Source organism: Maribacter huludaoensis (genome assembly GCF_029350945.1).
Taxonomy (GTDB): Bacteria; Bacteroidota; Bacteroidia; order Flavobacteriales; family Flavobacteriaceae; genus Maribacter; species Maribacter huludaoensis.
The window spans coordinates 111,695-137,599 of sequence record NZ_JARKMS010000006.1 but is presented as its reverse complement, the minus strand read 5'-3'; the positions used below and the strand labels follow the sequence as shown (position 1 = coordinate 137,599).

Here is a 25,905-nt window from a genome sequence, read left to right as displayed (position 1 = left end):
TACTTAAATTCTACTATTAAACATTAGTGTTGACCACTTCTTCTGTGGTAGTCTCATTATCCTCTTTTCTAAAGAATAACCAGTACAGCACAGGAAGAACAAATAAAGTAAGTACCATGGAGAACATGAGTCCGAATGCAATTACGGTACCCAACGGTCCCCATAAGCTAGAGCGACTCACGATCATTGGTATTACCCCAACAGCTGCTGCGGAAGATGTCAAGAAAATGGGGCGCATACGTCTTTCCGCTGCTAGAATAGCGGCTTTTTTAACACTATAGCCATGTTCATGCCTTAACTCATCAGCATAATCAATTAATATAATTCCGTTTCTTACTACAATTCCACATAGCGCCAAAAGACCAAGAAATGAAGTAAATCCAAAAGGATACTGCATCAATATCAACCCTAAAGCCGCGCCAAAAATGCTCAATGGCATGGTGATAAAACTTAACAGTGCGTGCATAAAGTTTTTAAAGTGCCATAGCAGTATCAAGAAAATCAAAACCACACTAAGCATAAGGGAAAGTCCCATTGGTTTATTGTTCTCTATTTGCAGCTCATACTCACCACCAAACTCTATTCTGATATCCTCGGGAAAGGTGATCTCATCAATATGAGGTATCATTTCTGCGAGTACCTCATTGGCAACCGCATCTTTGGTAATGTCTACACGAACGGTAAGGCAACGGTTTCCATTTCTATTGGTAATTTGTTCTTGAGACCATTGCGGAGTAATCTCAGCCACTTGTCGTAAAGGAACCTTTGCTTGTTTCTGAGCAGAAATTATGGATAGCTGACGCAGATCCGATACATTTTGCCGGTGCTGATTCTCACTTTTGATCTTCACATCAATAGTATAATCCTCATCCCAAACCTCTGTAGCTTTTAAGCCCGTAGTGTTCACTGCAACGGCATTGGCAATATCTCTGTTGTTTAGACCTAGCCTTGCAGCTTCATTCTGCTTAACCTCCATTTTTACAGCTTCTTTCATACTGCCAAAGTCAGTTCTGCTCCAAAGTGTTTTTGGTGTATTACGTGCAATATTGATTATGGTATCGCCATACTTTTTAAGCTGATCAACATCAGTACCATACAACCTTACCTCTATAGGCGCGTTTGCACCTGCCATATCCAATTGCTTCATTCTTAAATATGCATTTGGATACATATCCGCATATTTTTCATCATACTCGTTCAAAACCTCAACCGTAGCATCATCAGATATGGTAGTTACCAAAATTTGTGCATAGTTTTTTGCTGGCAGGTTTGGTGCATACAACGTATGGAAACGAGGAGAACTTTGACCGATAAAACTGGTGTAAAATGCTACACGTTCATCGGCTTTTAATACTTTCTCCAATCCGTTTACCACCTTGGTAGTTTCATCTAGACTACTCCCTGGGTTTAAATTGATCTCTATTGAGAATTGATTACGTTCCACTTTTGGAAATAATTGCTGGCTAATGCCTCCAAAAAGCAATACACCTACCACAACTGCCACAATACCTAAACCAATGGTCAATTTATAACGTTCCATGGCTTTATTGACCGCATTGTCAAAAAAGGATTGCAGTCTGTCCAACATAGATTTTTTATCATCTTGTCCTTTTTCTTGAGGGTTATCATGTAATCCCTTTTTTATGAAAAGTGAATTAATGAAAGGCACCAATAAAATAGATATGATCAAGGATAATGTAAGCGCAATAATTATAACGTACGGAAATGCACTAATAAAATCTGATGCCACACCTTCCATGAAAAACAACAAAGGATAAAATGTTGCCGAGATAGCCAATGTTGCGGTAAAAACAGATGGAAAAAGTTCTTTGGCGCTACTAACGGCAGCTTCAGGTATTGACATACCCTCATCAAGTTTTTCTACATAGTTATCTATAATGACAATAGGATCATCTACCACAATACCCAGTACCACAATAAGCGCCGCTAACGTTACCGTATTCAGTTCTATTCCCATAAAGTACATTATGGCAAGTGTTGCTGAAATGGTAATAGGTATGGTTGCTGCCGCTACCGATGCCACCCTGAACGGAAGCAATATTAGGGTAACGATGATTACACCGATCAAGGCATAACCAAACTCTTTCATAAAGTGGCTTATAGAATGATCCACCACTTCTGGCTGATTCGCAATTTTTGTAATGGTAATATCACTTGGCAATTCACTGATGACCTTTTCTAATCGCTCATCAATTTCTTCACCGAATTGAACAATGTTGCCTTTCTTCGCCATTTCTAAAGTAATGATCATACCCTTAGATCCGCTAATGGTCAAATAAGAATCTGGATCATCATATTCACGAACAACACGGGCAACATCTCGTACACGTATAATATTTCCGTTTTCTTCCGTTTTTATGGATTGATTGGCAATATCGGCTTCGGTCTTCAATGAAGTTTCAAGATAGATAGGTCTTTCCCTTTCTGAATTTTCCAAGGAACCCGCACTAACCACGGCACCTTGATTTTGTAAACTGTTGGCAATACTGCTAGGCGTTATGCCATAACTAGCCAATTTATCTTGATCCACATACACGGCAATTTGCTCTGTAAGTCCGCCCGAATGCGAAATTTTAGCCATGTTATCTATCTGTCGTAATTCATCTTCGATATCCTCTACATGTCGTTGCAGATCTTTGTAAGGTCTGGTATCTGACTGTACACCAAGTATTAAGGCAGCCGTACTACCAAAATCACTGTTCACCATAACACCCTGAACTTCTCTAGGAAGCTCTAGCTGTTGAAAGATCAATACCTCTGACTTTAGCTTATTCCAAAACTGTTCAGTAGCATTATGGTCTATTTTGTCCGATATCTCTACATAGATGTACATTAGACCATCTTTGGAATACGAATAGGTTTTGGTCTTATCAACCTCATTGTACCCAAATAAAAACTCTTCTACTTTTGTGGTCAGTTCTTGCTCCACCTTTTCAGAAGAGGCACCCGGATACGACCCAATGATAAGACCTTGTCTTATTGTAAAGTCGGGGAATTCGTTTCTAGGCATGTTAAAAAGCCCATAAGCACCCATGAGCACCAAGCATAACGCAAGTACTATAGGAAATGTAGAATGTTTAAAGGCCCAATCTATGGCTCCGCTTTTTTTCTTCATCTTAAAAACTACTTAGCGTCATTAACAATTTCTACCGGTGTACTCTGTGTTAGTTTGTGATAACCAGATATAATAAGATGATCTCCTTTTGCAAGTCCCTTTTTAACCACTATACCACTATCATACAATTCGCCAGTTTCTATATATTTTCTTTCCGCGATACCATTGTCAACTATATATACATACTGTTTACCATCTTCGGTAACCGCAATACTTTCTGAAGGAATTACGATAACCTCTTTTACATTTTTACCATTTTCTACCTTATCCTGTAAACGCACATTACAGGTCATACCAGGTTTTATCTGTTTATCAGGATTGTTCAATTTTACGTATGCCGTATACACTGGTGAACCTTGATTGGACTGTATGGAAACTTCATCAACAATTCCTATAATTGATTTGTCCAATGTTGGGAGATTTACATTTGCAGAATCACCTTTTGTTATGGAATTGATTTCTCCATCAGGTATTGGAAATACAGCTTTTACAGCATTGATATTCACGATCTCCACTACCGGTTGACCAGGTTGCGCCAAATCTCCAACATCCATCATTTTGTCACTTACATACCCGTCCATTGGGGCATAAAGTTTTGCATGGCGTACATTTTCATAGGTCATTTTTGCAGCTGCCTGTGCCTGTTCATATTGTGATCTAGCTTCTAACATTCTTATCTCTGCAATACTTCCTTTCTGGAAGACATTATTGATACGCTCGTAATTTTCTTTTGCCAAACGCACCTGGGCAAGTTGTTGTTCATATTGGCTAGAGTAAATAGTAGCATCAATTTGCGCGATCAATTGGTTCTTCTTTACAAAGTCGCCAATAGATACAGGAACATGTACTACATTACCAGATACTTGAAAGCTAGACTTTATAGCTACATCTGCTTCTATTGTACCATTATAAGCTACTTTACTTTGAGAATTATTGGTATTGAGACCAACGTTGATAACCTCCACCTTAATGGTTTTATTCACCTTGGGTTTTTCCTCGTTACCACAGCTTATAGTTAATAGCACCAAAAAAACAATTGAAAGACTTTTTGGTAGATACCACAGGTATTTTTTCTTCATACCAAATTCAGATTTACGCATCATATTAGAATTATCTATTTTGAGGCGCAAAGTTAACGTAGCATCTAATCGCAAAAATGGTAATTAAACATCCTATTATGGTATTATTAGAACATTATACCATAAAAAAGCACTATTTAGCTCATAAAATGGTAGTTTTAAATAAATAAATACCATTTTTTATGGAAGATATACCACAAATTGGAATACCGGAACTGTATGCTGATTACGCAAATCAAAAGAGTAGCACGCAGCCGAAATTTATTTTACTGAAGCCTGAAAATATGCCCGAATACATAAAAAGTGGCAATCCGTTTAGAAACGTTAACTACGGTATCTCATTTTTTGTGGAAAGTAATAGTGAGCTAAATATTGATTTCAATAGTTATAAACCCCAAAAAAACACGGTTTATTTTGGAAGCCCCGGGCAAGTATTCGCTATTAACGGTGAGTTTACAGAAGGTATTGGCGTACTCTTTCAAGCAGACTTTATATTAAGACATGGAGCACAACAATGGTTACAATCCTTACCCATTTTCAATAGATTTTTAAGTGAGCCTTTTATTGAATTATCAGAAGAAGATTTACTGATGTTTCAACGACTTATAAATGAAATGGACACAGAATATGTGAATGATGATTTTTTAAAGTATGAAATGCTTGAAGCTCAACTCACCCAAGTCCTCGTAAAACTATCAAGACTTTACAGAGCTTCAAAAGAAAATAAAGTAACTGTTGACACCCAGCATATGATGGCTTTAGAGTCTTTAATAAACAAACAGTTTAAAAATAATAGAAGTGTGGTAGATTATGCCGCTCAATTATATATGACACCGCAAAACCTTAACCGCATTACCAAAAAGGCTATGGGCAAGAGCGTAAGTGAACTGATCAATGAAAAGTTGATCATAGAAATAAAAAGGTATCTAGTATATACCGATATGAGTAGCGAAGAAATTGCCCATTTCTTCAATTTTTATGACAATTCATACTTTACAAAAACATTTAAAAAAGCTGTAGGCGAAACCCCTAAAGCCTTCAGAAAGAAGCAAAAAGAATTATTTTTCCCAACGAAATAGAATCTAATTTATATTTATAGCCTTCACATAACACAAATTTAACGATCAATTATCTTAGTTGCTCTATATTATATCGTAATATTGCAATGAAACAATTATTTAAAGAATGGGTTTAGCAAAAACTGAAATGTTTACTGATGAGCAGAACAAGATATCCTTGTTCGCTAAAGCATTTGGTCACCCTGCCCGTGTAGCCATTTTACAACATCTATTTAAAATCGATACTTGTATCTGTGGAGATTTGGTCAATGAAATAGGTTTAGCACAACCAACCATTTCTCAACATTTAAAAGAACTTAAAAATTTAGGATTGATAAAGGGTAATGTAGAAGGCACCAGTGTTTGCTATTGTATTGACAAAGAAAATTGGGCGAGCATGAAAGATATTATGACACACTTTCTAGATCAAGATATTTCTAGCAATAATTGTTGTTAAAAAAAATTTGAATCCTTTTATCGCATTATTGCGATGTAATAATATAAATACGAAAATTTAAAACATAGCATTATGAAACTTTCAGAAATTAAAAAGCACTTAGCAGCACTTGAAACTATCGCCTTTCAATTACCGAATGGCGAATTGGTACCAAATCACTTTCACGTTACCGAGGTAGGTAAAATAACCAAAAACTTTATTGATTGTGGCGGCACGGTCCGTAATGAAGAAGTGGTCAACTTTCAACTATGGAATGCAGATGATTATGACCACAGATTACACCCAGAGAAATTAATACACATTATTGAACTATCTGAAAAGGTACTGGGAATAGAAGATTTGGAAATAGAAGTTGAGTACCAAGGCAATACCATTGAAAAATTCGGATTAGATTTTGACGGTACCAATTTTAGACTAACATCTAAGCAAACGGACTGTTTAGCAAAAGACAACTGTGGCATACCGGCAGAAAAACCAAAATTAAATCTTTCAGAAATCAATAATGAACCTTGTTGTTCACCAGACGGAAACTGCTGTTAACCATAATAAAGATACCATAACATAATCACTAAAGAAACAACTATGTTACCAGAAATAGCGCAATTGATTAGCTCTTTAAGTACTGATTCAATTACAGAAGAACGCAAAGAAGTTTTACAACCGCTAATAGATTTTATTCAACAGAAAACAACAGCTAATTCAGCTATTAGAATAAATTTTATTTGCACCCACAATTCAAGAAGAAGTCATCTATCTCAAGTATGGGCACAGACGATGGCAACATATTTCAATATTAAAAATGTGAATTGCTATTCTGGTGGAACGGAGGCTACCGCCTTATTCCCAATGGTTGCGGAGACTTTAAAGAATCAAGGATTTCAGATTCAAAAACTTTCAGAAACCAGCAATCCGGTTTATGCCATTAAATTTTCTGAGAACGAGCATCCGGTCATAGGATTTTCAAAATCATATGAAGATCCGTTTAATCCCGCATCTGAATTTGCAGCGGTGATGACATGCTCCCAAGCAGATGGCGGTTGCCCATTTATTGCTGGTGCAGAAAAAAGGGTTCCTATTACTTTTGAAGACCCAAAGGCTTTTGACAACACACCGCAACAAGCTGAAAAATACGCTGAAAGAAGTATTCAAATTGCAACGGAATTGTTTTACATATTCTCACAAATCAATAAATAGAAATGGCATCTAAAAAATTAAGTTTTCTAGATAAAAATTTAACTTGGTGGATATTTGCCGCAATGGCTTTAGGCGTAGGGATCGGTTATTTTTTTCCAAGCTTTCCAGATATCATAAACACCTTCAACAGTGGCACAACCAATATTCCTATTGCCATAGGTCTCATATTAATGATGTATCCGCCATTGGCGAAAGTGAACTATGCGTTGTTACCAAAGGTATTTAGAAACACTAAAATTCTGTCTATCTCGTTAATCCTAAATTGGATAATTGGTCCTGTGTTAATGTTCATCTTGGCAATTACCTTTTTATCAGATTATCCAGAATATATGGTAGGTCTTATACTCATTGGTTTGGCTCGTTGTATTGCCATGGTATTGGTTTGGAACGATCTTGCCGATGGTAGCAGTGAATATGGCGCAGGTTTAGTAGCACTGAACAGTATATTTCAAGTATTTGCATATAGTTTCTACGCTTGGATATTTATCACCGTGCTTCCTCCCTACTTCGGTTTTGAGGGTGCCATAGTAGATATATCAATTGGTACCATTGCAGAAAGTGTAGCCATTTATTTAGGGTTACCATTTTTAATGGGGATATTAAGTAGATTGATTTTGGTGAAATTAAAAGGCGAAGAATGGTACACCACCAAATTTATTCCCGCCATATCACCTATGACTTTGATAGCGCTATTATTTACCATTGTTATCATGTTCTCTTTAAAAGGTGAACTGATTGTAGAAATACCAATGGATGTGCTGATAATTGCAGTACCGTTACTTATCTATTTTACATTAATGTTTATCATAGGTTTCTTTTTCACCAAGGCAACCGGAGCGGAATATGATAAAACAGCCTCTGTAGCCTTCACGGCAGCCGGAAACAATTTTGAATTGGCCATAGCAGTGGCCATTGCCGTATTCGGTCTAAATTCCGGTCAAGCATTTGCTGGAGTTATTGGTCCTTTGGTTGAGGTACCTGCCTTGATTTTTTTAGTAAAGGTTTCCTTTTGGTTAAAGAAAAAATACTTTTCAAAAACTACATCTCAAACTGCATAGCGTTATGGGTTTAATATGCTAATCTATGGCGTAAACAAATGGAATACATAACCCATTAATTAGGGTCTAAGCATTAAGCTTAGACCCTAATTTTTTTTTATAATCAATGTTCGCTTTTAGACTAATTGGGAAAATGTGTTCATTAATTAGTAAATAGTGTACGGAGATGGTATTGTATCTGCTTAATTTTGAACGCAAAATTAAGCGAAAGTCATATTTAAAATAATAGGCATCCTTAAATCACAAAGTGCGAATACGTATATTCACTTTTTAAACGCTTTACGTGACCGAAGCGGTACACAAACCAAGTGCATCAAATAATAGTAAATGTTCAAGAAAATTTTAAAAAAAATAATGATAGCAATAGTATCTATTATAGGAGTTTTAGTGGTGATCTATTTATTATTCACGAATTATTACCCAAGCTTTGGCGGAGATGTTTCAAAAGAGCAACAAAAAACCTATCAACTATCCAGTAATTATAAAGATGGTAAATTCAGAAATAGTAATGATGTACCAAAAGAAATGAGTTTAAGTGAAACCTTAAGCTTGGTATACACGTTCTTTACCACAAAAGTACCTAATGGAAGACCTACAAAAGATATTATTCCACAACATCTAAAAAAGGTAAATGTTTCTAATTATAAAGGTGATACCAGGTTGATCTGGTTTGGTCATTCTTCCTTTTTATTACAGATAAATGGGAAAAACATCCTGATAGATCCAATGTTCGGAAAAGTACCTGCACCTCACCCGCTATTGGGCAGCAGCCGTTTCAATAAAGAATTCCCCATAGAAATTGATCAACTGCCTGTCATAGATGCCGTAATATATTCGCATGATCATTATGATCATTTAGATTATGAATCGGTTTTAAAGATAAAGGATAAAACCAAACACTTTTATACACCACTTGGGGTTGGTGTTCATTTGAGTGCTTGGAACATACCAAAAGAGAAAATTACAGAAATGGACTGGTGGCAAGAAACGGCACTGGACGATATAAGATTAGTATGTACTCCGGCACAGCATTTTTCTGGCAGAAAAATGAATAACGGTCAAAGTACATTATGGAGCTCTTGGGTGATTACCACAACAACAGATAATATATTTTTTAGTGGTGACAGTGGGTATGCAAGCCATTTTAAAGAAATTGGAGATACATATGGTCCGTTTGATCTGGCTTTAATGGAGTGCGGCCAGTACAATGAAAAATGGTCAGATATACATATGATGCCTGAAGAAACAGCTATGGCAGGCGTAGATATTAAAGCTAAAAATGTAATGCCAATACACTGGGCCGGTTTTAAATTGGCCTTACATGAATGGACAGATCCCATTGTACGAGTGAAGGCTAAGGCAAAAGAATTGAACCTAAATATAATTTCACCGGAAATTGGACAAGAAATTATAGTAAAAGATACCGTAAACAATTATACAGATTGGTGGAAAAACTATGAATAGCCAACCTCCCATTTTATATTATTAATAGCATTTACAGTTAACAATTAGTTAAATCAGCTCAAAAAACATTCTATACCGTATTTTTTATTCGAACTTTACAAAATGAAACAGGCATTAAAATCTGAACTTTCCAAACAACTAATTCTTAATGAAGCCTTTAAGTTGTTTTACGAAGAAGGTTTTAAAACGACAAGCATTGATAAAATAATGAAGGCAACTACGATGACCAAAGGAGCCTTCTATCACCATTATGCAAATAAAAAAGAATTAGGCATTGAAGTAATTACCCAAAAATTACAGCGTAGAGTTCAAAAAAGAATGGTATATCCTCTATACCAAAACGGTAATGCATATGCTATTTTAGAAGATACTTTTTTAAACAGCCTTAAGTCTTTCTCCATGTATGAGAAGAAACATGGATGCCCCACAAATAATCTCATCAATGAAATTGGGGATTATGAAAATGTATATCAAAAAGCACTAAAAAATATTATAGAGGAATGGAAAAGGGCACTCGTAGAATTAATTGATAGAGGAAAATCTGAAAATACCATTAAAAAAGATATTTCAAGTGCTGCGGCCGCGATTTATTTAATCAGCGCCTTTGAAGGTATACGTGGAATTCGAAAACTTTATGATGATGATGAAGTAATCAACGAATATTTAAATGGGCTATCTATGTACCTAAATCAAATAAAGCAATAATTTTTTTACCTAAAAACATACCACATAGAATGTTTTTATAATTATATATATCATGAAAAACAACAGAAGAGACTTTATTAAGAAATCAACCATTTTAGGAGCGGCAGGTGCAACAATACCTGCTATAGGCTTTGCTAATAAAAAAGAACCAAAGACCGATAGACCCAAAGTTCTTTTTTTTGATGTCAATGAAACCTTGTTGGATTTAACCGCCATGAAAGATAGCGTAGCCAAAGCCCTTAACGGCAGAAATGATTTGTTACCGCTATGGTTTACAAGCATGTTGCAGTACTCTTTGGTTTCCACGGTTGCCAATCAATACAATGATTTTGCCATTATTGGCGCCGCTGCCTTACAAATGGTTGCCGCAAATAACGGTATCACCTTAACTCATGAAGAAGCTAAAAAATCAATTGTGGATCCTATCCGTTCGCTACCCGCACACCCTGAAGTTGCTTCCTCATTGCAGCGCTTAAAAGATGCCGGCTATACTTTAGTTTCATTCACAAATTCATCCAATAAAGGAGTTGAAACACAATTTAAAAATGCCGGACTTACCAAGTATTTTGATCAACGTTTAAGCATTGAGGATATGGGCAAGTTTAAACCACATGTAGATGCATATAATTGGGCAGCCAGAAAAATGAACATCAAACCAGAAGAATGCTTATTGGTAGCGGCACATGGCTGGGATATTTCTGGAGCTTTATGGGCCGGCTGGAGAGGAGCATTTATTAGTAGACCAAGTGCACAACTCTATCCACTTTCCCCTACCCCAGAAATAAATGAACAAAACTTGAAACTGGTTGCCGATAGACTCATCAGCCTAACATAAGCTTAAAACATTTATCTAGTTACATTTAAATAATCAGAAACAAATTATAAGAAACTATACCTATCATCATGAATTATAAAATTTCAAGCCTGATCTTTCTTAGCATACTAACTTTCTCTTGTAAAAACGATAAAAAAGTACAGCATGGGGAAACTGTTACGGCTACCTATAAAAACAAAGGACATGAACTTGTCTCTAAAATGATTGAAAAAGTAGGTGATTACAACACTTTAAGAAATAAGAAGGATGTAGTTTACACCTATACCTACCAAACGCCCGATGGCAAAACCGATATAACAACCGAAAAATACATTTTTGACGGTGAATTATCTTATGGAAAATACGAAAAACACCAGAGAACCTTAAGTAATTTTGATGGTCCCATTGAACAAGGATATAACGGACAGGAATATTGGCTAAAGCATAATGGAAATATCATAGAAGATTCTGTAGCCCTAAAAAGAGTCGCTTTTAATAGACCTACTAATTTCTATTGGTTTACCATGTTTCAAAAATTATTAGATCCCGGGATAACTTATGAATATTTAGGGGAGAAAACTGTGGATAATAAGAACTATGACATTGTTAAGGTATCGTTCGACTTTGGTAACTCCAAACCGACCGACATCTATCAATTGTATATCAACAAGAATACAATGCTAGTAGACCAATTCTTATTTACCGTTGCGGATTTTGGAGCTATGGATACTCCTAACTTAATGGTATTGGAATATGAAAAAGTAGACGACATGCTTATTCCGACCAAACGTCAATATAAAAAATCTACATGGAATGCAGATGTTACGGATGCTCCTTGGGTCAAGGTAAATTGGACCAACATTAAGTTTGATAATGGTTTAAAACTTATTGATTTTCAGAAATAACACTATGTTTTTGGCATTTTATTAAATATTTATTCCTATTTGTCACAAAACTGCATTACAATCTGTTAAAAGGTGTGTTAGTTTGTATATAATTTAAATACATTGCACCCCTGTTCAAACAGATGTAAGCATACGAAGTATTGGAACAGTATACTACATAAATTGTATTACAAACTTAACTACCAACTCAACTAATGCCAACTACTCAAAATTATTCCGCATTAAAAAAATTAAACGAAGAGCAATTACCCGTTGCAAAACATAAATTACACGATTGGACTCATTTTGCCGGTCTATATGCCGCCGAGCACGTAGCCGCAACGGAATTTGTTATTGGAGCTACTTTCGTAGCCCTTGGGGCAAAAACAATGGATATTATTTTAGGACTTCTGATCGGTAATATATTAGCGGTCTTAAGCTGGACGTTCATAACCTCTCCTATCGCCGTAGACACAAGATTAAGCTTGTATACCTACCTGAATAAGATTGCGGGGGATTCTATGACCAAACTTTACAATTGGGCCAATGTCATTATTTTCTCCGTTATATCCGCAGCAATGATTACCGTATCTGCCACTGCGGTACGTTTTGCCTTTGACATTCCGGCACAACTTAATTGGTACCCCACCAATATGTGGTTTGTGGTCATTGTTTTCTGTGTTGGTCTGGTGGTTGTATCCATTGCTTTATATGGTTTTAACGCGGTATCCGAATTTTCTGGAATATGTGCGCCATGGTTATTTGTAATGTTTACCAGCGGTGCTATGGTTTTATTACCTGCATTGTCCCTTGATGTTTTAGGAACTACGTTACCCGGCGGATGGAACGAATTGATTTCACTGGGAGATAAATCCATATGGACCGGAATCAACAGTGCAGGGGAACCTGGCATAGGATTATTGGAAGTTATTGGCTTTGCATGGGCCGCAAATACCATTACCCACTTTGGTTTAATTGATATGGCTTTGTTACGATTTGCCAGAAAGAAATCATACGGGCTAGCAACCAGTACGGGTATGATGTTCGGTCATTTCGTTGCATGGATCGCAGCTGGTATTATGGGTGCCGGTGCAGCTGTAATCATAGGTAAAACTATCGTTGAATTAGATCCAGGAGATGTAGCCTTCTATGCTTTAGGATGGTCTGGATTTGTCATTGTTATCGTTGCCGGGTGGACCACTGCAATAACTAACTTATATAGGGCAGGGTTGGCTGCACAAGCCATATTCCACAGACACTCTCGTAAAAAAACAACCATTATCGTTGGTCTTATTACAATTGCCATTGCTTGTTTTCCTTTTGTGTTTTCTCAAATTCTGCCCTTACTTACATATGCTGGTCTATTGGTTGTACCTGTAGGAGCAATAGTATTTGCCGAACACCAAATTTTCCCAAAAATAGGGTACACCCGTTATTGGTCGGCCTACCGTAATTTAACCTTTAGCACACCCGCCATTGTTTCTTGGGGATTAGGTTTAGTTTTTGGTTTTGGGCTAAATGCGTTTAACGTAATGTCTTTCTTCTATTTATTTATACCTACATGGATTTTCACCATAATCATTTACACAGTTCTTGCCGGTAAATTTGGTGCTAAAAATAAATATCCGGAAGAAAAAGAAAAAGAGAGGTTAAGAAATGAAAAAATCATTTCCTACCAAGAAGAAAAAAGTTTAACCGAAACTAAACCCGTGAAGGACACCACGCTACTCACAAAAATTTTAAAGGTGGTATCGCTCATTGCTTTGATCATAACCTTAATTTTGGCGGGCATTGTATTGTTTAGCAGTGCAAGCGAAAATATTTACATTGAAAATAGAGAAACCTTTTACTATTATGCGTTTATATGCACGGTAGTTTACTTTGTTACTGCCTACGCGGCATTATTACGCGGAAAATCTAAAAATATTAGCTAAAAAATGACAAAAGAAACGATGTTGAACTCGAAGAATTTAGCAGAAATAAGCAGACAATTGCCCACACCATCCTATCAAAGAGATATTCTTAAATCAGGAATTGTACATGTTGGCGTAGGTGGGTTCCACAGAGCACACCAAGCATATTACACCCATTTATTGCAAGAAAAAGAAAATGCTTCTGAATGGGGTATTTGTGGTATAGGCTTACGTAAAGGTGATCAAAAAATACATGATGTATTGCAACAGCAAGACGGTATGTACACCTTAATAATCAAACATCCAGATGGAAAAATTGATTCTGAAGTTATTGGTGCTATCATAGATTTTAAATTGGGATTTGATATTCCCAATGTCGTGATTGACCAAATGGCGCATCCTGACACAAAAATAGTATCATTGACCATCACGGAAGGTGGGTATAATTTTAATCCGGCTACAGGTGAATTCGATTTTGAGAATAAAGATGTGCAACATGAATTAACGAACCCAGAAGAGCCAAAAACCATTTATGGATTTTTGACCGCTGCCATTAGAAAAAGAAAGGAGAACGGTTTACCGGCCTTTACCGTAATGTCATGTGACAATATTCAACACAACGGAGATGTTGCCAAAGAAATGTTGCTAACTTTTGCCAACAAACAAGATGAGGAGTTAGCTTCATATATTGAAAAAGAGGTAAGCTTTCCTAACAGCATGGTTGATCGCATTACCCCTGTAACCACACAGGCCGACATTGATTATTTAGAACAAACTTATAACCTAATAGATGAGTGGCCCGTAACTTGTGAGCCTTTTATACAATGGGTCATTGAAGATAACTTTTCTAACGGACGGCCTGCGTTTGAAAAAGTAGGTGTACAATTTGTACCAGATGTAAAACCGTACGAAAAAATGAAACTGCGCCTTTTAAACGCTGGGCATTCCTTGCTAGGCATTTTAGGCGCATTGCATGGTCATCCAACCATTAATGCCTGTATGGAAGATGATCTTTTTGTTACCTATTTAAGAGCTTTTATGGATAAGGAAGCAACACCTGTATTAGATAAGCTAGAAGGTATTGATCTTACAACATATAAGGACAGTCTACAAGAACGTTTTGCCAACCCAAACATAAAGGATAGTGTTAGTAGAATTTGCTCAGAGAGTTCGGCAAAACTTCCAAAATTTTTAATCGCCACCATTCAAGATAACCTGGCTAAGGGTGGCAGTATTAAATATGCAACTTTAGTAATAGCTGCATGGTGTTATTATAGTGATAAGGGCGTAAATAAAGATGGTGAATCCATAGAAATTATAGATGCCATGCAAGACCAACTGCACCAAGCCGCCAGTAAAACCAATGAAGACCCACTTGCCTTTATAAAACAAGAGTCGTTATTTGGCAACTTGGCAGAGAATACGACATTCTCCAGTTTGTACAGTGAAATGGTGCAGAAAATATACGCAGACCCAGATATAAAAAAGTTAATGAAATAGCATTAGTTGAGTAACAATTTGATCTTGGCCAAAAGTATAAGCTCAGATTTATTGTTACCTGAAAATGAATTTGCAATAGCCTTGGCCGTTTTTTGGGTCAAGGCTTTTATCTCATCTGAAAAAGCATGTGGATGCTCCTTGTAAAATTCCACAAATTCTCCAAAACATTCCTTACTCCCTTTTGAAGTTTCCATAAGAACATCAAATACAATTTCAATTTGGTTAGCGGCGTCCGTACCATACCGATCCGTAAAATCATCAACGTACAACCAATCTTCTTTCACCAACTCCTTAACTTTATCCCATTCGTTACTATGTACGCTACCATCGCACATAGCCACGGCATAAAAAAGCTTTCCTAAGCTCTCATAAAGACCGTTCATTGTTTTCGCAGTATTTTCCATTTTATAGTTTTTCTATGAATTTGCCATGAAAATACAGCTCAGAACCCACTTTATATATGATAAAAATCAGTCGTAATCTATATATTTGATACTATGCAAGATTTTCAAAAGAACAGTGATATCTTCAATTTGCTTTCAGAAGGAGTTTCAGAAGGTATTATTGTTGTTGATGCCCAACAAAATGTAGTGGCCACCAATACGTCTACAGAACAAATGTTTGGGTATGAAAAGGGAGAATTATTAGGAAAACCGTTGGATATCTTAATACCCAAAAGATATCTTGCCAACCATAGTAAACATGTAAACAAGTTTATTGCCAATAGTGATAAACGACAAATGGGACACGGTAGAAATCTCTACGGCATTACTAAAAGTGGCAAAGAATTTCCGGTAGAGGCCGGCTTAAATCCGTTTGAATTTTACGGATCTACTTATGTTATGGCCTTGGTGATCGATATTACCGAAAGAAAGAACAAAGAAGAAGAACTAAGTCATTGGGCACGAATTTTTGACGAATCACTTAACGAAATTTTTGTGTTTGACGCAGAAACCTTAAAGTTTTTGAATGTCAATAAAGAAGCACAAAGAAACATTGGTTATACCATAACGGAAATGTATGAAATGACCCCGGTAAATATTAAACCGGAGTTCAATGAAGAAAACTTTAAAAAATTGATTTCCCCATTACTTACTAATGAAATTCCCAAAGTTAAATTTGAAACGGTACACGGTAGAAAGGATGGTTCTACTTACCCGGTAGAAGTTCATTTACAGTTGTCCGAATTAGGAAAGAAGAAAGTTTTTGTAGCATTTATATTAGACATAACCGAAAGAAAAAATTACACCGAAAATCTAGAGAAAAAAGTTGAGGAACGCACACAGCAATTGACGGAAGCTTTAGCCGTGGAAAAAGAACTCAACGAATTAAAGACCAGGTTTTTATCATTGGTGTCACACGAATTCAAAACACCTTTAAGTAGTATACTCACCTCTATCACATTGCTAGGAAAATATACTCAGACCGATCAGCAACCAAAGAGGGACAAACATGTGGCAACCATTAAAAGTAAAGTAAAATATTTAGACACCATACTAACCGATTTTTTATCTGTAGAGCGTTTAGAGTCCGGCAAAGTCAATTACAAAGTAGAAGAATTTCCGTTAAGCAAAATTGTAAACGAAGTGGTATACAATAGTAATATGTTATTAAAATCTGGTCAACAAATTCATTACCCAGAAAATATTGACGAGCTAAACATCAATTTTGATGAAAAAACACTAGAGTTGGCCTTATCTAATTTAATACATAACGCCATAAAGTACTCTCCTGAAGATACTACTATTACCATTAAAGTCACATTGAACAATACTAACATAATTATTAGTGTAATTGACCAAGGCATTGGTATTCCCCAAGAAGAACAGAAGCATATTTTTAATCGCTATTTTAGAGCAGAAAACGCATTACTAACCCAAGGTACCGGTATTGGTCTGAATATCGCAAAACAACATATGGAAAACTTGGGAGGAAGTCTAGAATTCACCAGTGAAATTGGTGTAGGATCTACGTTTACACTAAGTATACCTAATTTAAAAACCAGCTAACATTATGAAAAAAATTCTATTGATCGAAGATGACAAGGCCTTACGAGAAAACACGGAAGAACTTTTAGAATTAGCTGGTTATAGCGTAAAAACCGCACCCAACGGAAAAATAGGTGTTAATGCAGCCATTGAAGATGTGCCGGACATTATTATTTGCGACATTATGATGCCAGAATTAGATGGCTATGGAGTTCTACAACAATTATCAAATAACGAAAAAACAAAGCAAATTCCGTTTATCTTTTTATCGGCTAAAACTGAGCATAAAGAGATACGGAAAGGAATGGACCTAGGTGCGGATGATTACCTTACAAAGCCTTTTGATGAAGAAGATCTTATCAGCGCTATTGAAAGTAGACTTGCAAAAGCAGAATTGATCAAACGTATGCAAGATGAAAGCACCAAAGAACATGGTGTTACAGATAATGAAATACGTACGGTTCATGAACTCAAAAATTTCTTTGACGATAATGGTGAGGTTTCCAGTTTTAAAGCAGGGGAATCAATTTATGATGAAGGTGCCAGATCAAACAAGATTTATCTCATATTAAAAGGTCTTGTAAAGTGCCATTGTATGGATACTGACGGTAAAGAGTTGATTACCTCATTGTCTAAAGCAGATGACTTCTTAGGTTTCACCTCTTTTTTAAACAACGTACCGTACCAAGAGACTGCCACGGCTTTAGAAACAGTAGAACTTGCAGGGATTTCTAAAGATAACCTCAAAACAATACTGAATGAGAACAAGAACATCTCTATGGAATTAATGGAGTTGTTGTCTGAAAACATTTCAATGATCAAAGCCCAATTATTACAAATGGCCTATAGCTCCGTTCGAAGAAAAACGGCGCAGACCTTACTCCAATTTGCCGAGTTAATGAATACCAAGCCAAATGAGCCCATACGAATTTCCAGGAATGATTTGGCAAGTGTTGCCGGCATAGCAACAGAGAGTTTAATACGTACATTATCGGGTTTTAAGAAAGAGGGGCTAATTGCGATCGAAGGTAGAAATATTCAAATTAAAGAGCTAAAGGCACTTCAATATGTAAACTAAACGAAATCTGATAAATATCATTTATTACGTTTTATCGTCTATTTACTTTTGTATGGTAAGTTGAATAAATGAAACATATTTTAATTCCCACAGATTTCTCTAAAAATGCATGGAATGCGCTGGAATATGCCGCAAATCTATTTACTAACGAACCATGCAGATTCTATGTATTGCATGTAGATACTTTAAACAATTCTGGTATTAACGGTAATTCCTTCATGGTTTTAACTTCACCGCAAAAAAGCACGACTAAAGAAAAACTGAATGATCTAACAGATAAAATCTCCAGTCAGTTTTCAAATAAAATACACCAGTATATTACCTTGCAAGAATATGGCAACCTTGTAGATATAGTTAGAAAAACGGTACGTGACAAAAAAATAGAATTAATTGTAATGGGATCCAAAGGTGCCAAGGGTTTAATGGCATCGGTAATAGGTAGTAATGCAGGTAACATCATAACTAAAATAGCATGTAACGTTCTTGCGGTACCTGAAAACACCAAGATAGAATTACCCAATAGTATAGCTTTCCCAACAGATTACAATTTATTCTACAACCATTCAATCCTCAACTCAATTACAGAAATTCTACAAATAACCAATGCAAGATTAGATGTGGTGCACATGACACAATCCAGTCCTAAATTTTCAAATGCTCAATTGAACAATAAAGCCTATCTGAGCGATTATTTAAAAGAATTATTTATAGATAGCCACTGTTTTAGAAATATTCAAGGTAAAGAGATAAAACAAGCCATTGCCGAATATATACAAGACAACAATATTAAAATGCTGGTCATGGTAGCAAAAAACCTAAACTTGTTTCAAAAATTGTTCTTTAATAATCAAATCGAAAAATTAAGTCACCATACCTCGGTACCATTATTGGTAATGCACGAGTAGAATAAGATCCTCCCTTTACTTATTTACTATTCTTTACTCCATCATGTACTTCCAATTAAATCCACATTTTAAAATTATAGCCTTTTTCAAAGAATACAAGAACGTATGTAATTAGCACTCAAAATCGTACTTTTGCAACTTTGCTGTGAATACATGATTAATTTTGAAGAAAATATAGAGGTCAAGGGCGCACGCGTTCATAACCTTAAAAATATAGATGTTACCATACCTAGGGATAAACTGGTCGTTATAACCGGTTTATCTGGTAGTGGTAAATCATCATTGGCATTTGACACCATTTATGCAGAAGGACAAAGACGATATATTGAAACGTTTTCAGCCTATGCAAGACAATTTTTGGGAGGTTTAGAACGCCCTGATGTGGATAAGATAGATGGCCTGTCTCCCGTAATTGCCATAGAACAAAAAACCACTTCAAAATCTCCAAGATCTACCGTTGGTACCATCACCGAAATTTATGATTTCCTAAGACTTCTTTACGCCCGTGCCGCAGATGCACATAGTTATAATACAGGCGAAAAGATGGTAAGCTATAGTGATGAGCAAATTAAAGATTTGATCATTGAATCTTATTTAGACAAGAAAATTAACATTCTTGCACCGGTCATAAAATCTAGAAAAGGGCACTACCGTGAACTCTTCGAGCAAATTGCCAAACAAGGTTTTGTAAAAGTTAGGGTAGATGGTGAGGTAAAGGATATTGTAAAGGGCATGAAAGTGGACCGTTACAAAACCCATGATATAGAGATTGTTATAGACAGGCTAAAGGTTGTAGAAAGTGAGGACTTTCATAAACGATTATCAGAAAGTATCAATACGGCCATGTATAGTGGTGACAACGTCTTAATGGTGCTTGAAGAAGGCACTGATATACCTAGGTACTTCAGTAGGGATTTAATGTGCCCCACCACAGGTATCTCCTATCCTACTCCTGAACCCAATACATTTTCTTTTAATTCCCCTAAGGGTATGTGTCCCAATTGTAAAGGATTAGGCCATGTGTATGAGGTGAATGAAAAGAAAATATTTCCTAATAAAAAATTATCCATTAAAGGTGGTGGTATTGCTCCTTTGGGAGATTACAAAAAATCATGGGCCTTTAAACAAATTGAAACTATTTCCGAACGCTATAGTTTTAAAATTACAGACCCTATAGATACTATCCCTGCAGAAGCTATTGAGATTCTGTTGAACGGAGGAAAAGAAAGCTTTGAGGTAGATTCAAAAACCTTAGGTGTTAAACGCACCTATAAGATAGATTATGAAGGTATATCAAACTTTATAAAAAACCAGTTTGAGGAGGCTGCTTCTACTTCAATCAAAAGATGGGCAAAAGAATATATGGACAAAATCACCTGTCCCACATGTACAGGTTTTCGCCTAAAAAAGGAATCACTTTATTTCAAAATAGAAGAGAAGAATATTGCCGAATTGGCAAATTTTGACATTGTTGAACTTGCTTCGTTTTTTAAAGGGTTAGACAAAAAACTTAGCGGAAATCAGCTAAAAATAGCGGAGGAAATCATTAAGGAAATTACCACGAGAATACAGTTTTTATTAGATGTAGGTTTAGATTACCTTTCATTGAACAGAAGTTCTAAATCGCTCTCAGGTGGTGAAGCACAACGTATTAGATTGGCTACACAGATAGGTTCGCAATTAGTAGGCGTACTCTATATTCTTGATGAGCCTAGTATTGGACTACACCAACGAGATAACGAAAGATTGATAAAATCGTTGGAATCTTTAAGGGATATAGGAAATTCTGTCATAGTAGTGGAACATGACCGTGATATGATAGAGCGTGCAGACCATGTAATTGACATAGGTCCAAAAGCGGGTAAGAACGGTGGTGAAATTATTTCTCAAGGAACACCGGAAGAGTTAAAACATGTACATACCTTGACCGCGGATTACATGACGGGTGTTAAGGAGATTGAAGTTCCTAAAAAAAGAAGAGAAGGCAACGGTAATGAGATTGTGTTATCTGGCTGCACAGGTAACAACTTAAAGAACATTACCGTAAAATTCCCACTGGGAAAAATGATTGGGGTAACCGGTGTTTCAGGTAGTGGAAAATCTACCTTGATCAATGAGACGCTATATCCTATCATGAACGCACATTACTTTAATGGCGTTAAAAAACCAATGCCTTACAAAAAGATAACCGGTCTAGAGCATATAGATAAAGTAATTGACATTAACCAATCTCCCATTGGTAGAACACCAAGATCAAACCCTGCCACATACACCGGTGTGTTCAGCGAAATAAGATCTTTGTTCGCAAAAACCACCGAAGCATCTATACGAGGTTATAAACCAGGTAGATTCAGTTTTAATGTTAAAGGCGGTAGATGTGAAACTTGCCAAGGTGGAGGTCTAAGGGTCATAGAAATGAATTTCTTGCCAGATGTTTATGTGGAATGTGAAACTTGCAACGGCAAAAGATTTAATAGGGAAACCTTGGAAATACGCTATAAAGGCAAGTCTATATCAGATGTTCTGGAAATGACCATTAACGAAGCCGTATCATTTTTTGAACTTATTCCAAAAATACATCGTAAGTTAAAGACCATCCAAGATGTAGGATTGGGATATATATCGTTAGGGCAACAATCCACCACCCTATCCGGTGGAGAAGCACAACGTATAAAATTGGCTACCGAACTTTCTAAAAGAGATACCGGTAATACCTTCTATATTTTAGATGAACCTACAACCGGACTTCATTTTGAAGATATAAGGGTTTTGATGGAAGTTTTGAATAAATTAGCCAATAAAGGAAATACTGTGTTAGTTATTGAACATAATATGGACGTAATTAAAATGGTAGACCACATTATTGATATTGGTTACGAAGGTGGCCGCTCAGGAGGGCAATTGGTTGCCAAAGGTACTCCAGAGCAAGTAGCCAAAAACAAGAAAAGCTACACGGCTAAATTTTTAAAGAGAGAATTAAAATAATAAATAGGTAAAAAATTATCTAAAAGAATATATAAACGAATGAGATCAGAAAAACATCATAAAGGCTGGAATGAAATAAAAACCAATGACTCTTGGGCCATTTTTAAGATAATGGGAGAGTTTGTAAATGGTTTTGAGCGTATGAGCAAGATTGGCCCATGTGTATCTATTTTTGGTTCTGCTAGAACCAAAGAAGAAGACCCTTACTACAAATTGGCGGTTTCTATTGCAAAAAGTATAGCAGAGGCTGGCTACGGTGTAATTACAGGTGGTGGACCTGGTATTATGGAAGCGGGTAATAGAGGTGCAAATCTTGCCGGCGGAACTTCTGTAGGCCTGAACATAGATCTTCCTTTTGAACAGCATGACAATCCCTATATTGACAATGATAAAAGTTTGGATTTTGATTACTTCTTCGTAAGAAAAGTAATGTTCGTAAAATATTCTCAAGGTTTTGTGGTAATGCCAGGTGGCTTTGGAACTTTAGATGAGCTTTTTGAAGCAATAACGTTAATACAAACACATAAAATTGGTAAGTTCCCCATCATATTGGTGGGCAGTGAATTCTGGACAGGTCTTATGGACTGGGTAAAAGGCACCATGTTGAAGATGGGCAATATAAGTCCGGAAGATTTAAACCTTATCAAAATAGTAGATACAGAAGAAGAAGTAGTTGAAATAATCGATTCCTTTTACAAAGGGCACAGCATGAGTCCTAATTTTTAATCTAAGCCTTGGTACGTAACTTTCAATCCTTTTTCCTTTACTGTATTATTCTCTTAGTAACCAACATTACTATTGGTTATGCTCAGTATAACACTAACCTTACAGTTAGTTTAAACGAGTATACCAAAGAGTTGGATATTAAGCAAGAATTCACCTATTTCAATAAATCTAACTATAATTTAGGTGTTATCTATTTCAACGATTGGGCAAATGCCTATTCAGATAAAAACACAGCATTAGCAAAGAGGTTTGCTCAAGAATTCAAAAAATCGCTTCATTTGGCAAAAGCAGATGAACGCGGTAAAACTACAATTACAAGTGTAGTCGACGAAACCTATAATGGACTTGAATGGAGCCGTACGGAAGGTAAAGATATAGTAAAGGTCACCTTAAAAGATATTCTACCACCGGGCGAGTCTACCAAAATCCATATCACTTATAAAGTGAAGTTACCGCCAAATAAATACACTCCTTATGGCTATGATAATAAGGGAGATTACTATCTAAAAGATTGGTACCTAACACCTGCAGTTTATGATGGCAAATGGCACCTTTACTCAAATAAGAACATTGAGGATTTATATATGGACGTGACCAATACGGTCATAAATTTTAAATATCCAGACAGTCTTTTTTTAGCTTCAAACTTTGATATAACATCAGAATCCTCTTTTCCAAATGGTCAATTTGCCCAATTAAAAGGTAATTTGCAACGTGGTGGTGAAATCATTCTAAACCCACAAAAAAACTTTATAACACACAGAACGCCATACATGACGTTCCTAACGGATTTTAGAGCACCAAGATATAGCACAATCGGCCAAGGTCTATCAATCAATAAGGTTGCCAATTTTATTCATAACAATCTAGGTGACTATCCACATGAAAAAATATTGGTCAGCGAACTAGATTATAACAAAGATCCGCTCTACGGTATAAATCAACTCCCCTCTTTTATACGTCCTTACAGGGAACAGTTTCAATTTGAAATGAAATTTCTAAAAACGGCCATTAATAGTATTTTAAGAGAGACCATGTTCTTAAATCCTAGAAAAGAACAGTGGCTGAACAGCGCCATAGCAAATTATCTAATGATTGCGTATGTAGAGAAGTACTATCCCAATCAAAAATTAATGGGAAAGCTATCTAAAATCTGGGGTTTTAGAAGTTTTGAACTGGCAAAGATGGATTTTAACGACCAGTATTCATTTCTATACAATCTTACCGCCAGAAAAAATCTAGACCAAGCATTGCAAACCTCTAATGATTCGCTTATAAAATTCAATCAAAAAATTGCCAATAAATATAAGGCCGGACTAGGACTGGCGTATTTGGCAGATTACATTGGTGAAGAACATGTTGATGAAAGTATTAAAACCTTTTTTGAGTATTATAAACTAAATAATGTAAAAGTTGCGGACTTTGAATCTATTTTAAAAAGGTCAACAGAACAGGACATTAACTGGTTTTTCAAGGACTATGTCTCAACCGATCGAAAGATTGATTTTAAAATAAAAAAGGTAAAAAAAGAAGTAGATTCTTTGCATGTTACTATTAAAAACAAAGAAGGCACCAATGTACCCATTTCAATATTTGGACTAAAAAAAGATTCCGTAGTCTCTGAATATTGGTTCAAAGATATTAAGCTTGAAGATACATTTACCATTGCCAATAACCAAGAGGACAGATTGGTACTTAACTATGACCAAAAGATACCGGAATTCAATCAACGCGATAATTGGAAATCTTTAAAAGGCTTTCTATCAAGCAACAAAAAATTAAAATTTACATTTTTCAAAGATGCCGAAAATCCATATTACAATCAGGTATTCTATGTTCCTGTATTGAGTTTTAATGTTTATGATGGTTGGACCCCCGGAATGCGTTTATACAACAAAACCTTACTTGAAAGACCTTTTGTGTATGATTTCTCCCCCTCCTACTCCTTTAAAGAAAAAGCTTTTGTAGGCTCTGGAAAATTCAGCTATAGAAAATACCTAAGCAAAAGTGGTTTGTACGTTGCCCAATATAATATTGGTGCAGGCACATCTCACTTCAATGAAAACTCTAGATATTCATCAATTACACCATCGGTAAGCTTTGGCTTTAGACCAGCAGATTTATTATCGAACAAGAGAGAATTTCTAAGTTTCAGATATGTTAACATATTTAGGGATTTTGATCCAGCTCTTTTGAGTTTGGCCAATGACCCTGAAAATCCGGACTATAGTGTTTTCAATGCACGGTATTCAAGCAGGAACAATGGCATCTTAGATTATAACTCTTGGTTTGCGGATTTTCAATTGGCAGGCAATTTCAGTAAACTGGCCTTTGAATATGAATATCGCAAACTCTTTGAGAACAACAGACAACTTAATTTAAGATTTTTTGCCGGTAAATTTCTTAGTAATAAAACAGAAACAGATTTTTTTAGTTTTGCGTTGGATAGACCTACCGATTATCTTTTTGACTATGGCTATCTAGGCCGTTCAGAAGATTCTGGTATTTACAGCCAACAGATAATTATTGCCGAAGGCGGATTTAAATCATTTTTAGATCAACGTTACAGATTTTCTAATGATTGGATGGCAACGGTAAACGGTAGTTTCAATATTTGGAAATGGATAGAACTCTATGGTGACGCCGGATTGGTAAAAAACAAAGGTCGTGAAGGAAAGTTTGTGTATGATTCTGGAGTACGTTTAAATTTGGTTACAGATTATTTTGAACTTTACCTACCGCTACACTCCAATAATGGTTGGGAAATTTCACAACCAAACTACGGCGAAAAAATTAGGTTTATCATAACCGTTAGTCCAAAAACCTTAACTGGATTATTCACAAGAAAATGGTTTTAAACTAAGAAATTCTAATACGGCCCGTATAAATTTTAGTTAAAATTAAGATATTTTCAAAATAATATCACTTTTGTTGAAAAATATGGAATAAATTAACTGGTTA

Annotated in this window: 20 protein-coding genes; 17 read left to right on the top strand and 3 right to left on the bottom strand. The window is 36.0% G+C overall.

Features of this window, described 5'->3' with window-relative positions; genetic code table 11:
• Positions 1–16: 16 nt before the first annotated feature.
• Both PXC01_RS16020 and PXC01_RS16015 read right to left on the bottom strand, forming a co-directional pair.
• Positions 17–3,136 (bottom strand): efflux RND transporter permease subunit, encoded by a 3,120-nt coding sequence (locus tag PXC01_RS16020; RefSeq protein ID WP_276473294.1) that lies wholly within the window; start codon positions 3,134–3,136, stop codon positions 17–19.
• A gap of 8 nt (positions 3,137–3,144) precedes the next feature.
• Positions 3,145–4,239, bottom strand: coding sequence for an efflux RND transporter periplasmic adaptor subunit (locus PXC01_RS16015; protein ID WP_276473293.1), 1,095 nt, complete (start codon positions 4,237–4,239; stop codon positions 3,145–3,147).
• 158 nt (positions 4,240–4,397) lie between these two features.
• Here PXC01_RS16015 and PXC01_RS16010 point away from each other — a divergent pair, with 158 nt between their 5' ends.
• From PXC01_RS16010 to PXC01_RS15960, 11 genes are all read left to right on the top strand, one after another.
• On the top strand, positions 4,398–5,294 hold the full coding sequence (locus PXC01_RS16010; RefSeq protein ID WP_276473292.1) for an AraC family transcriptional regulator: 897 nt from the start codon (positions 4,398–4,400) through the stop codon (positions 5,292–5,294).
• A 106-nt stretch (positions 5,295–5,400) separates the two neighbouring features.
• Positions 5,401–5,730, top strand: a complete 330-nt coding sequence (locus tag PXC01_RS16005; protein ID WP_074673558.1) for an ArsR/SmtB family transcription factor — start codon at positions 5,401–5,403, stop codon at positions 5,728–5,730.
• A 72-nt stretch (positions 5,731–5,802) separates the two neighbouring features.
• Positions 5,803–6,270 (top strand): DUF6428 family protein, encoded by a 468-nt coding sequence (locus tag PXC01_RS16000; protein ID WP_276473291.1) that lies wholly within the window; start codon positions 5,803–5,805, stop codon positions 6,268–6,270.
• A 42-nt stretch (positions 6,271–6,312) separates the two neighbouring features.
• Complete coding sequence (locus PXC01_RS15995; RefSeq protein WP_276473290.1) at positions 6,313–6,924, top strand: arsenate-mycothiol transferase ArsC; 612 nt, start codon at positions 6,313–6,315, stop codon at positions 6,922–6,924.
• A gap of 2 nt (positions 6,925–6,926) precedes the next feature.
• Positions 6,927–7,982 carry an ACR3 family arsenite efflux transporter gene (gene arsB / locus PXC01_RS15990; protein ID WP_276473289.1) on the top strand — a complete coding sequence of 352 codons (1,056 nt, stop codon included), beginning with the start codon at positions 6,927–6,929 and terminating at the stop codon, positions 7,980–7,982.
• Positions 7,983–8,336: 354 nt separating this feature from the next.
• Positions 8,337–9,446 carry an MBL fold metallo-hydrolase gene (locus tag PXC01_RS15985; protein ID WP_058105895.1) on the top strand — a complete coding sequence of 370 codons (1,110 nt, stop codon included), beginning with the start codon at positions 8,337–8,339 and terminating at the stop codon, positions 9,444–9,446.
• 102 nt (positions 9,447–9,548) lie between these two features.
• Positions 9,549–10,151 (top strand): TetR/AcrR family transcriptional regulator, encoded by a 603-nt coding sequence (locus tag PXC01_RS15980; RefSeq protein ID WP_071342005.1) that lies wholly within the window; start codon positions 9,549–9,551, stop codon positions 10,149–10,151.
• Between the two features lie 52 nt (positions 10,152–10,203).
• Complete coding sequence (locus tag PXC01_RS15975) at positions 10,204–10,986, top strand: haloacid dehalogenase type II (protein WP_276473288.1); 783 nt, start codon at positions 10,204–10,206, stop codon at positions 10,984–10,986.
• Between the two features lie 68 nt (positions 10,987–11,054).
• The gene (locus PXC01_RS15970) at positions 11,055–11,870 is read left to right on the top strand and encodes a DUF6503 family protein (protein WP_276473287.1); all 816 of its coding nucleotides are present in this window, start codon (positions 11,055–11,057) and stop codon (positions 11,868–11,870) included.
• Positions 11,871–12,064: 194 nt separating this feature from the next.
• Positions 12,065–13,783: a purine-cytosine permease family protein gene (locus tag PXC01_RS15965; RefSeq protein ID WP_276473286.1), complete on the top strand. Its 1,719-nt coding sequence runs from the start codon at positions 12,065–12,067 to the stop codon at positions 13,781–13,783.
• Between the two features lie 3 nt (positions 13,784–13,786).
• Positions 13,787–15,262, top strand: a complete 1,476-nt coding sequence (locus PXC01_RS15960; RefSeq protein ID WP_276473285.1) for a mannitol dehydrogenase family protein — start codon at positions 13,787–13,789, stop codon at positions 15,260–15,262.
• Positions 15,263–15,264: 2 nt separating this feature from the next.
• On the opposite strand, the gene PXC01_RS15955 is transcribed toward PXC01_RS15960, so the two are convergent.
• Complete coding sequence (locus PXC01_RS15955; RefSeq protein ID WP_058105890.1) at positions 15,265–15,666, bottom strand: hypothetical protein; 402 nt, start codon at positions 15,664–15,666, stop codon at positions 15,265–15,267.
• Positions 15,667–15,759: 93 nt separating this feature from the next.
• Between PXC01_RS15955 and PXC01_RS15950 the strand changes: the two genes are divergently transcribed.
• The 6 genes from PXC01_RS15950 to PXC01_RS15925 all read left to right on the top strand — a co-directional run bounded on the left by PXC01_RS15950 (position 15,760) and on the right by PXC01_RS15925 (position 25,802).
• Entirely contained in the window at positions 15,760–17,271 is a 1,512-nt protein-coding gene (locus tag PXC01_RS15950) for a sensor histidine kinase (RefSeq protein WP_276473284.1), read from the top strand.
• Between the two features lie 4 nt (positions 17,272–17,275).
• Entirely contained in the window at positions 17,276–18,328 is a 1,053-nt protein-coding gene (locus PXC01_RS15945) for a response regulator (protein WP_276473283.1), read from the top strand.
• 68 nt (positions 18,329–18,396) lie between these two features.
• Positions 18,397–19,233 carry a universal stress protein gene (locus PXC01_RS15940; protein WP_276473282.1) on the top strand — a complete coding sequence of 279 codons (837 nt, stop codon included), beginning with the start codon at positions 18,397–18,399 and terminating at the stop codon, positions 19,231–19,233.
• A gap of 153 nt (positions 19,234–19,386) precedes the next feature.
• On the top strand, positions 19,387–22,218 hold the full coding sequence (uvrA, locus tag PXC01_RS15935; protein WP_276473281.1) for an excinuclease ABC subunit UvrA: 2,832 nt from the start codon (positions 19,387–19,389) through the stop codon (positions 22,216–22,218).
• A 39-nt stretch (positions 22,219–22,257) separates the two neighbouring features.
• The gene (locus PXC01_RS15930) at positions 22,258–22,944 is read left to right on the top strand and encodes an LOG family protein (RefSeq protein ID WP_058105885.1); all 687 of its coding nucleotides are present in this window, start codon (positions 22,258–22,260) and stop codon (positions 22,942–22,944) included.
• An 8-nt stretch (positions 22,945–22,952) separates the two neighbouring features.
• Positions 22,953–25,802 carry a M1 family aminopeptidase gene (locus PXC01_RS15925; protein ID WP_338089477.1) on the top strand — a complete coding sequence of 950 codons (2,850 nt, stop codon included), beginning with the start codon at positions 22,953–22,955 and terminating at the stop codon, positions 25,800–25,802.
• The last annotated feature ends 103 nt before the right edge of the window (positions 25,803–25,905 follow it).

Bases quoted from the DNA above. Each gene is read 5' to 3' on its own strand.
- PXC01_RS16020 (WP_276473294.1), bottom strand. From the start codon at position 3,136: ATGAAGAAAAAAAGCGGAGCCATAGATTGGGCCTTTAAACATTCTACA.
- PXC01_RS16015 (WP_276473293.1), bottom strand. From the start codon at position 4,239: ATGATGCGTAAATCTGAATTTGGTATGAAGAAAAAATACCTGTGGTAT.
- PXC01_RS16010 (WP_276473292.1), top strand. From the start codon at position 4,398: ATGGAAGATATACCACAAATTGGAATACCGGAACTGTATGCTGATTAC.
- PXC01_RS16005 (WP_074673558.1), top strand. From the start codon at position 5,401: ATGGGTTTAGCAAAAACTGAAATGTTTACTGATGAGCAGAACAAGATA.
- PXC01_RS16000 (WP_276473291.1), top strand. From the start codon at position 5,803: ATGAAACTTTCAGAAATTAAAAAGCACTTAGCAGCACTTGAAACTATC.
- PXC01_RS15995 (WP_276473290.1), top strand. From the start codon at position 6,313: ATGTTACCAGAAATAGCGCAATTGATTAGCTCTTTAAGTACTGATTCA.
- arsB (WP_276473289.1), top strand. From the start codon at position 6,927: ATGGCATCTAAAAAATTAAGTTTTCTAGATAAAAATTTAACTTGGTGG.
- PXC01_RS15985 (WP_058105895.1), top strand. From the start codon at position 8,337: ATGATAGCAATAGTATCTATTATAGGAGTTTTAGTGGTGATCTATTTA.
- PXC01_RS15980 (WP_071342005.1), top strand. From the start codon at position 9,549: ATGAAACAGGCATTAAAATCTGAACTTTCCAAACAACTAATTCTTAAT.
- PXC01_RS15975 (WP_276473288.1), top strand. From the start codon at position 10,204: ATGAAAAACAACAGAAGAGACTTTATTAAGAAATCAACCATTTTAGGA.
- PXC01_RS15970 (WP_276473287.1), top strand. From the start codon at position 11,055: ATGAATTATAAAATTTCAAGCCTGATCTTTCTTAGCATACTAACTTTC.
- PXC01_RS15965 (WP_276473286.1), top strand. From the start codon at position 12,065: ATGCCAACTACTCAAAATTATTCCGCATTAAAAAAATTAAACGAAGAG.
- PXC01_RS15960 (WP_276473285.1), top strand. From the start codon at position 13,787: ATGACAAAAGAAACGATGTTGAACTCGAAGAATTTAGCAGAAATAAGC.
- PXC01_RS15955 (WP_058105890.1), bottom strand. From the start codon at position 15,666: ATGGAAAATACTGCGAAAACAATGAACGGTCTTTATGAGAGCTTAGGA.
- PXC01_RS15950 (WP_276473284.1), top strand. From the start codon at position 15,760: ATGCAAGATTTTCAAAAGAACAGTGATATCTTCAATTTGCTTTCAGAA.
- PXC01_RS15945 (WP_276473283.1), top strand. From the start codon at position 17,276: ATGAAAAAAATTCTATTGATCGAAGATGACAAGGCCTTACGAGAAAAC.
- PXC01_RS15940 (WP_276473282.1), top strand. From the start codon at position 18,397: ATGAAACATATTTTAATTCCCACAGATTTCTCTAAAAATGCATGGAAT.
- uvrA (WP_276473281.1), top strand. From the start codon at position 19,387: ATGATTAATTTTGAAGAAAATATAGAGGTCAAGGGCGCACGCGTTCAT.
- PXC01_RS15930 (WP_058105885.1), top strand. From the start codon at position 22,258: ATGAGATCAGAAAAACATCATAAAGGCTGGAATGAAATAAAAACCAAT.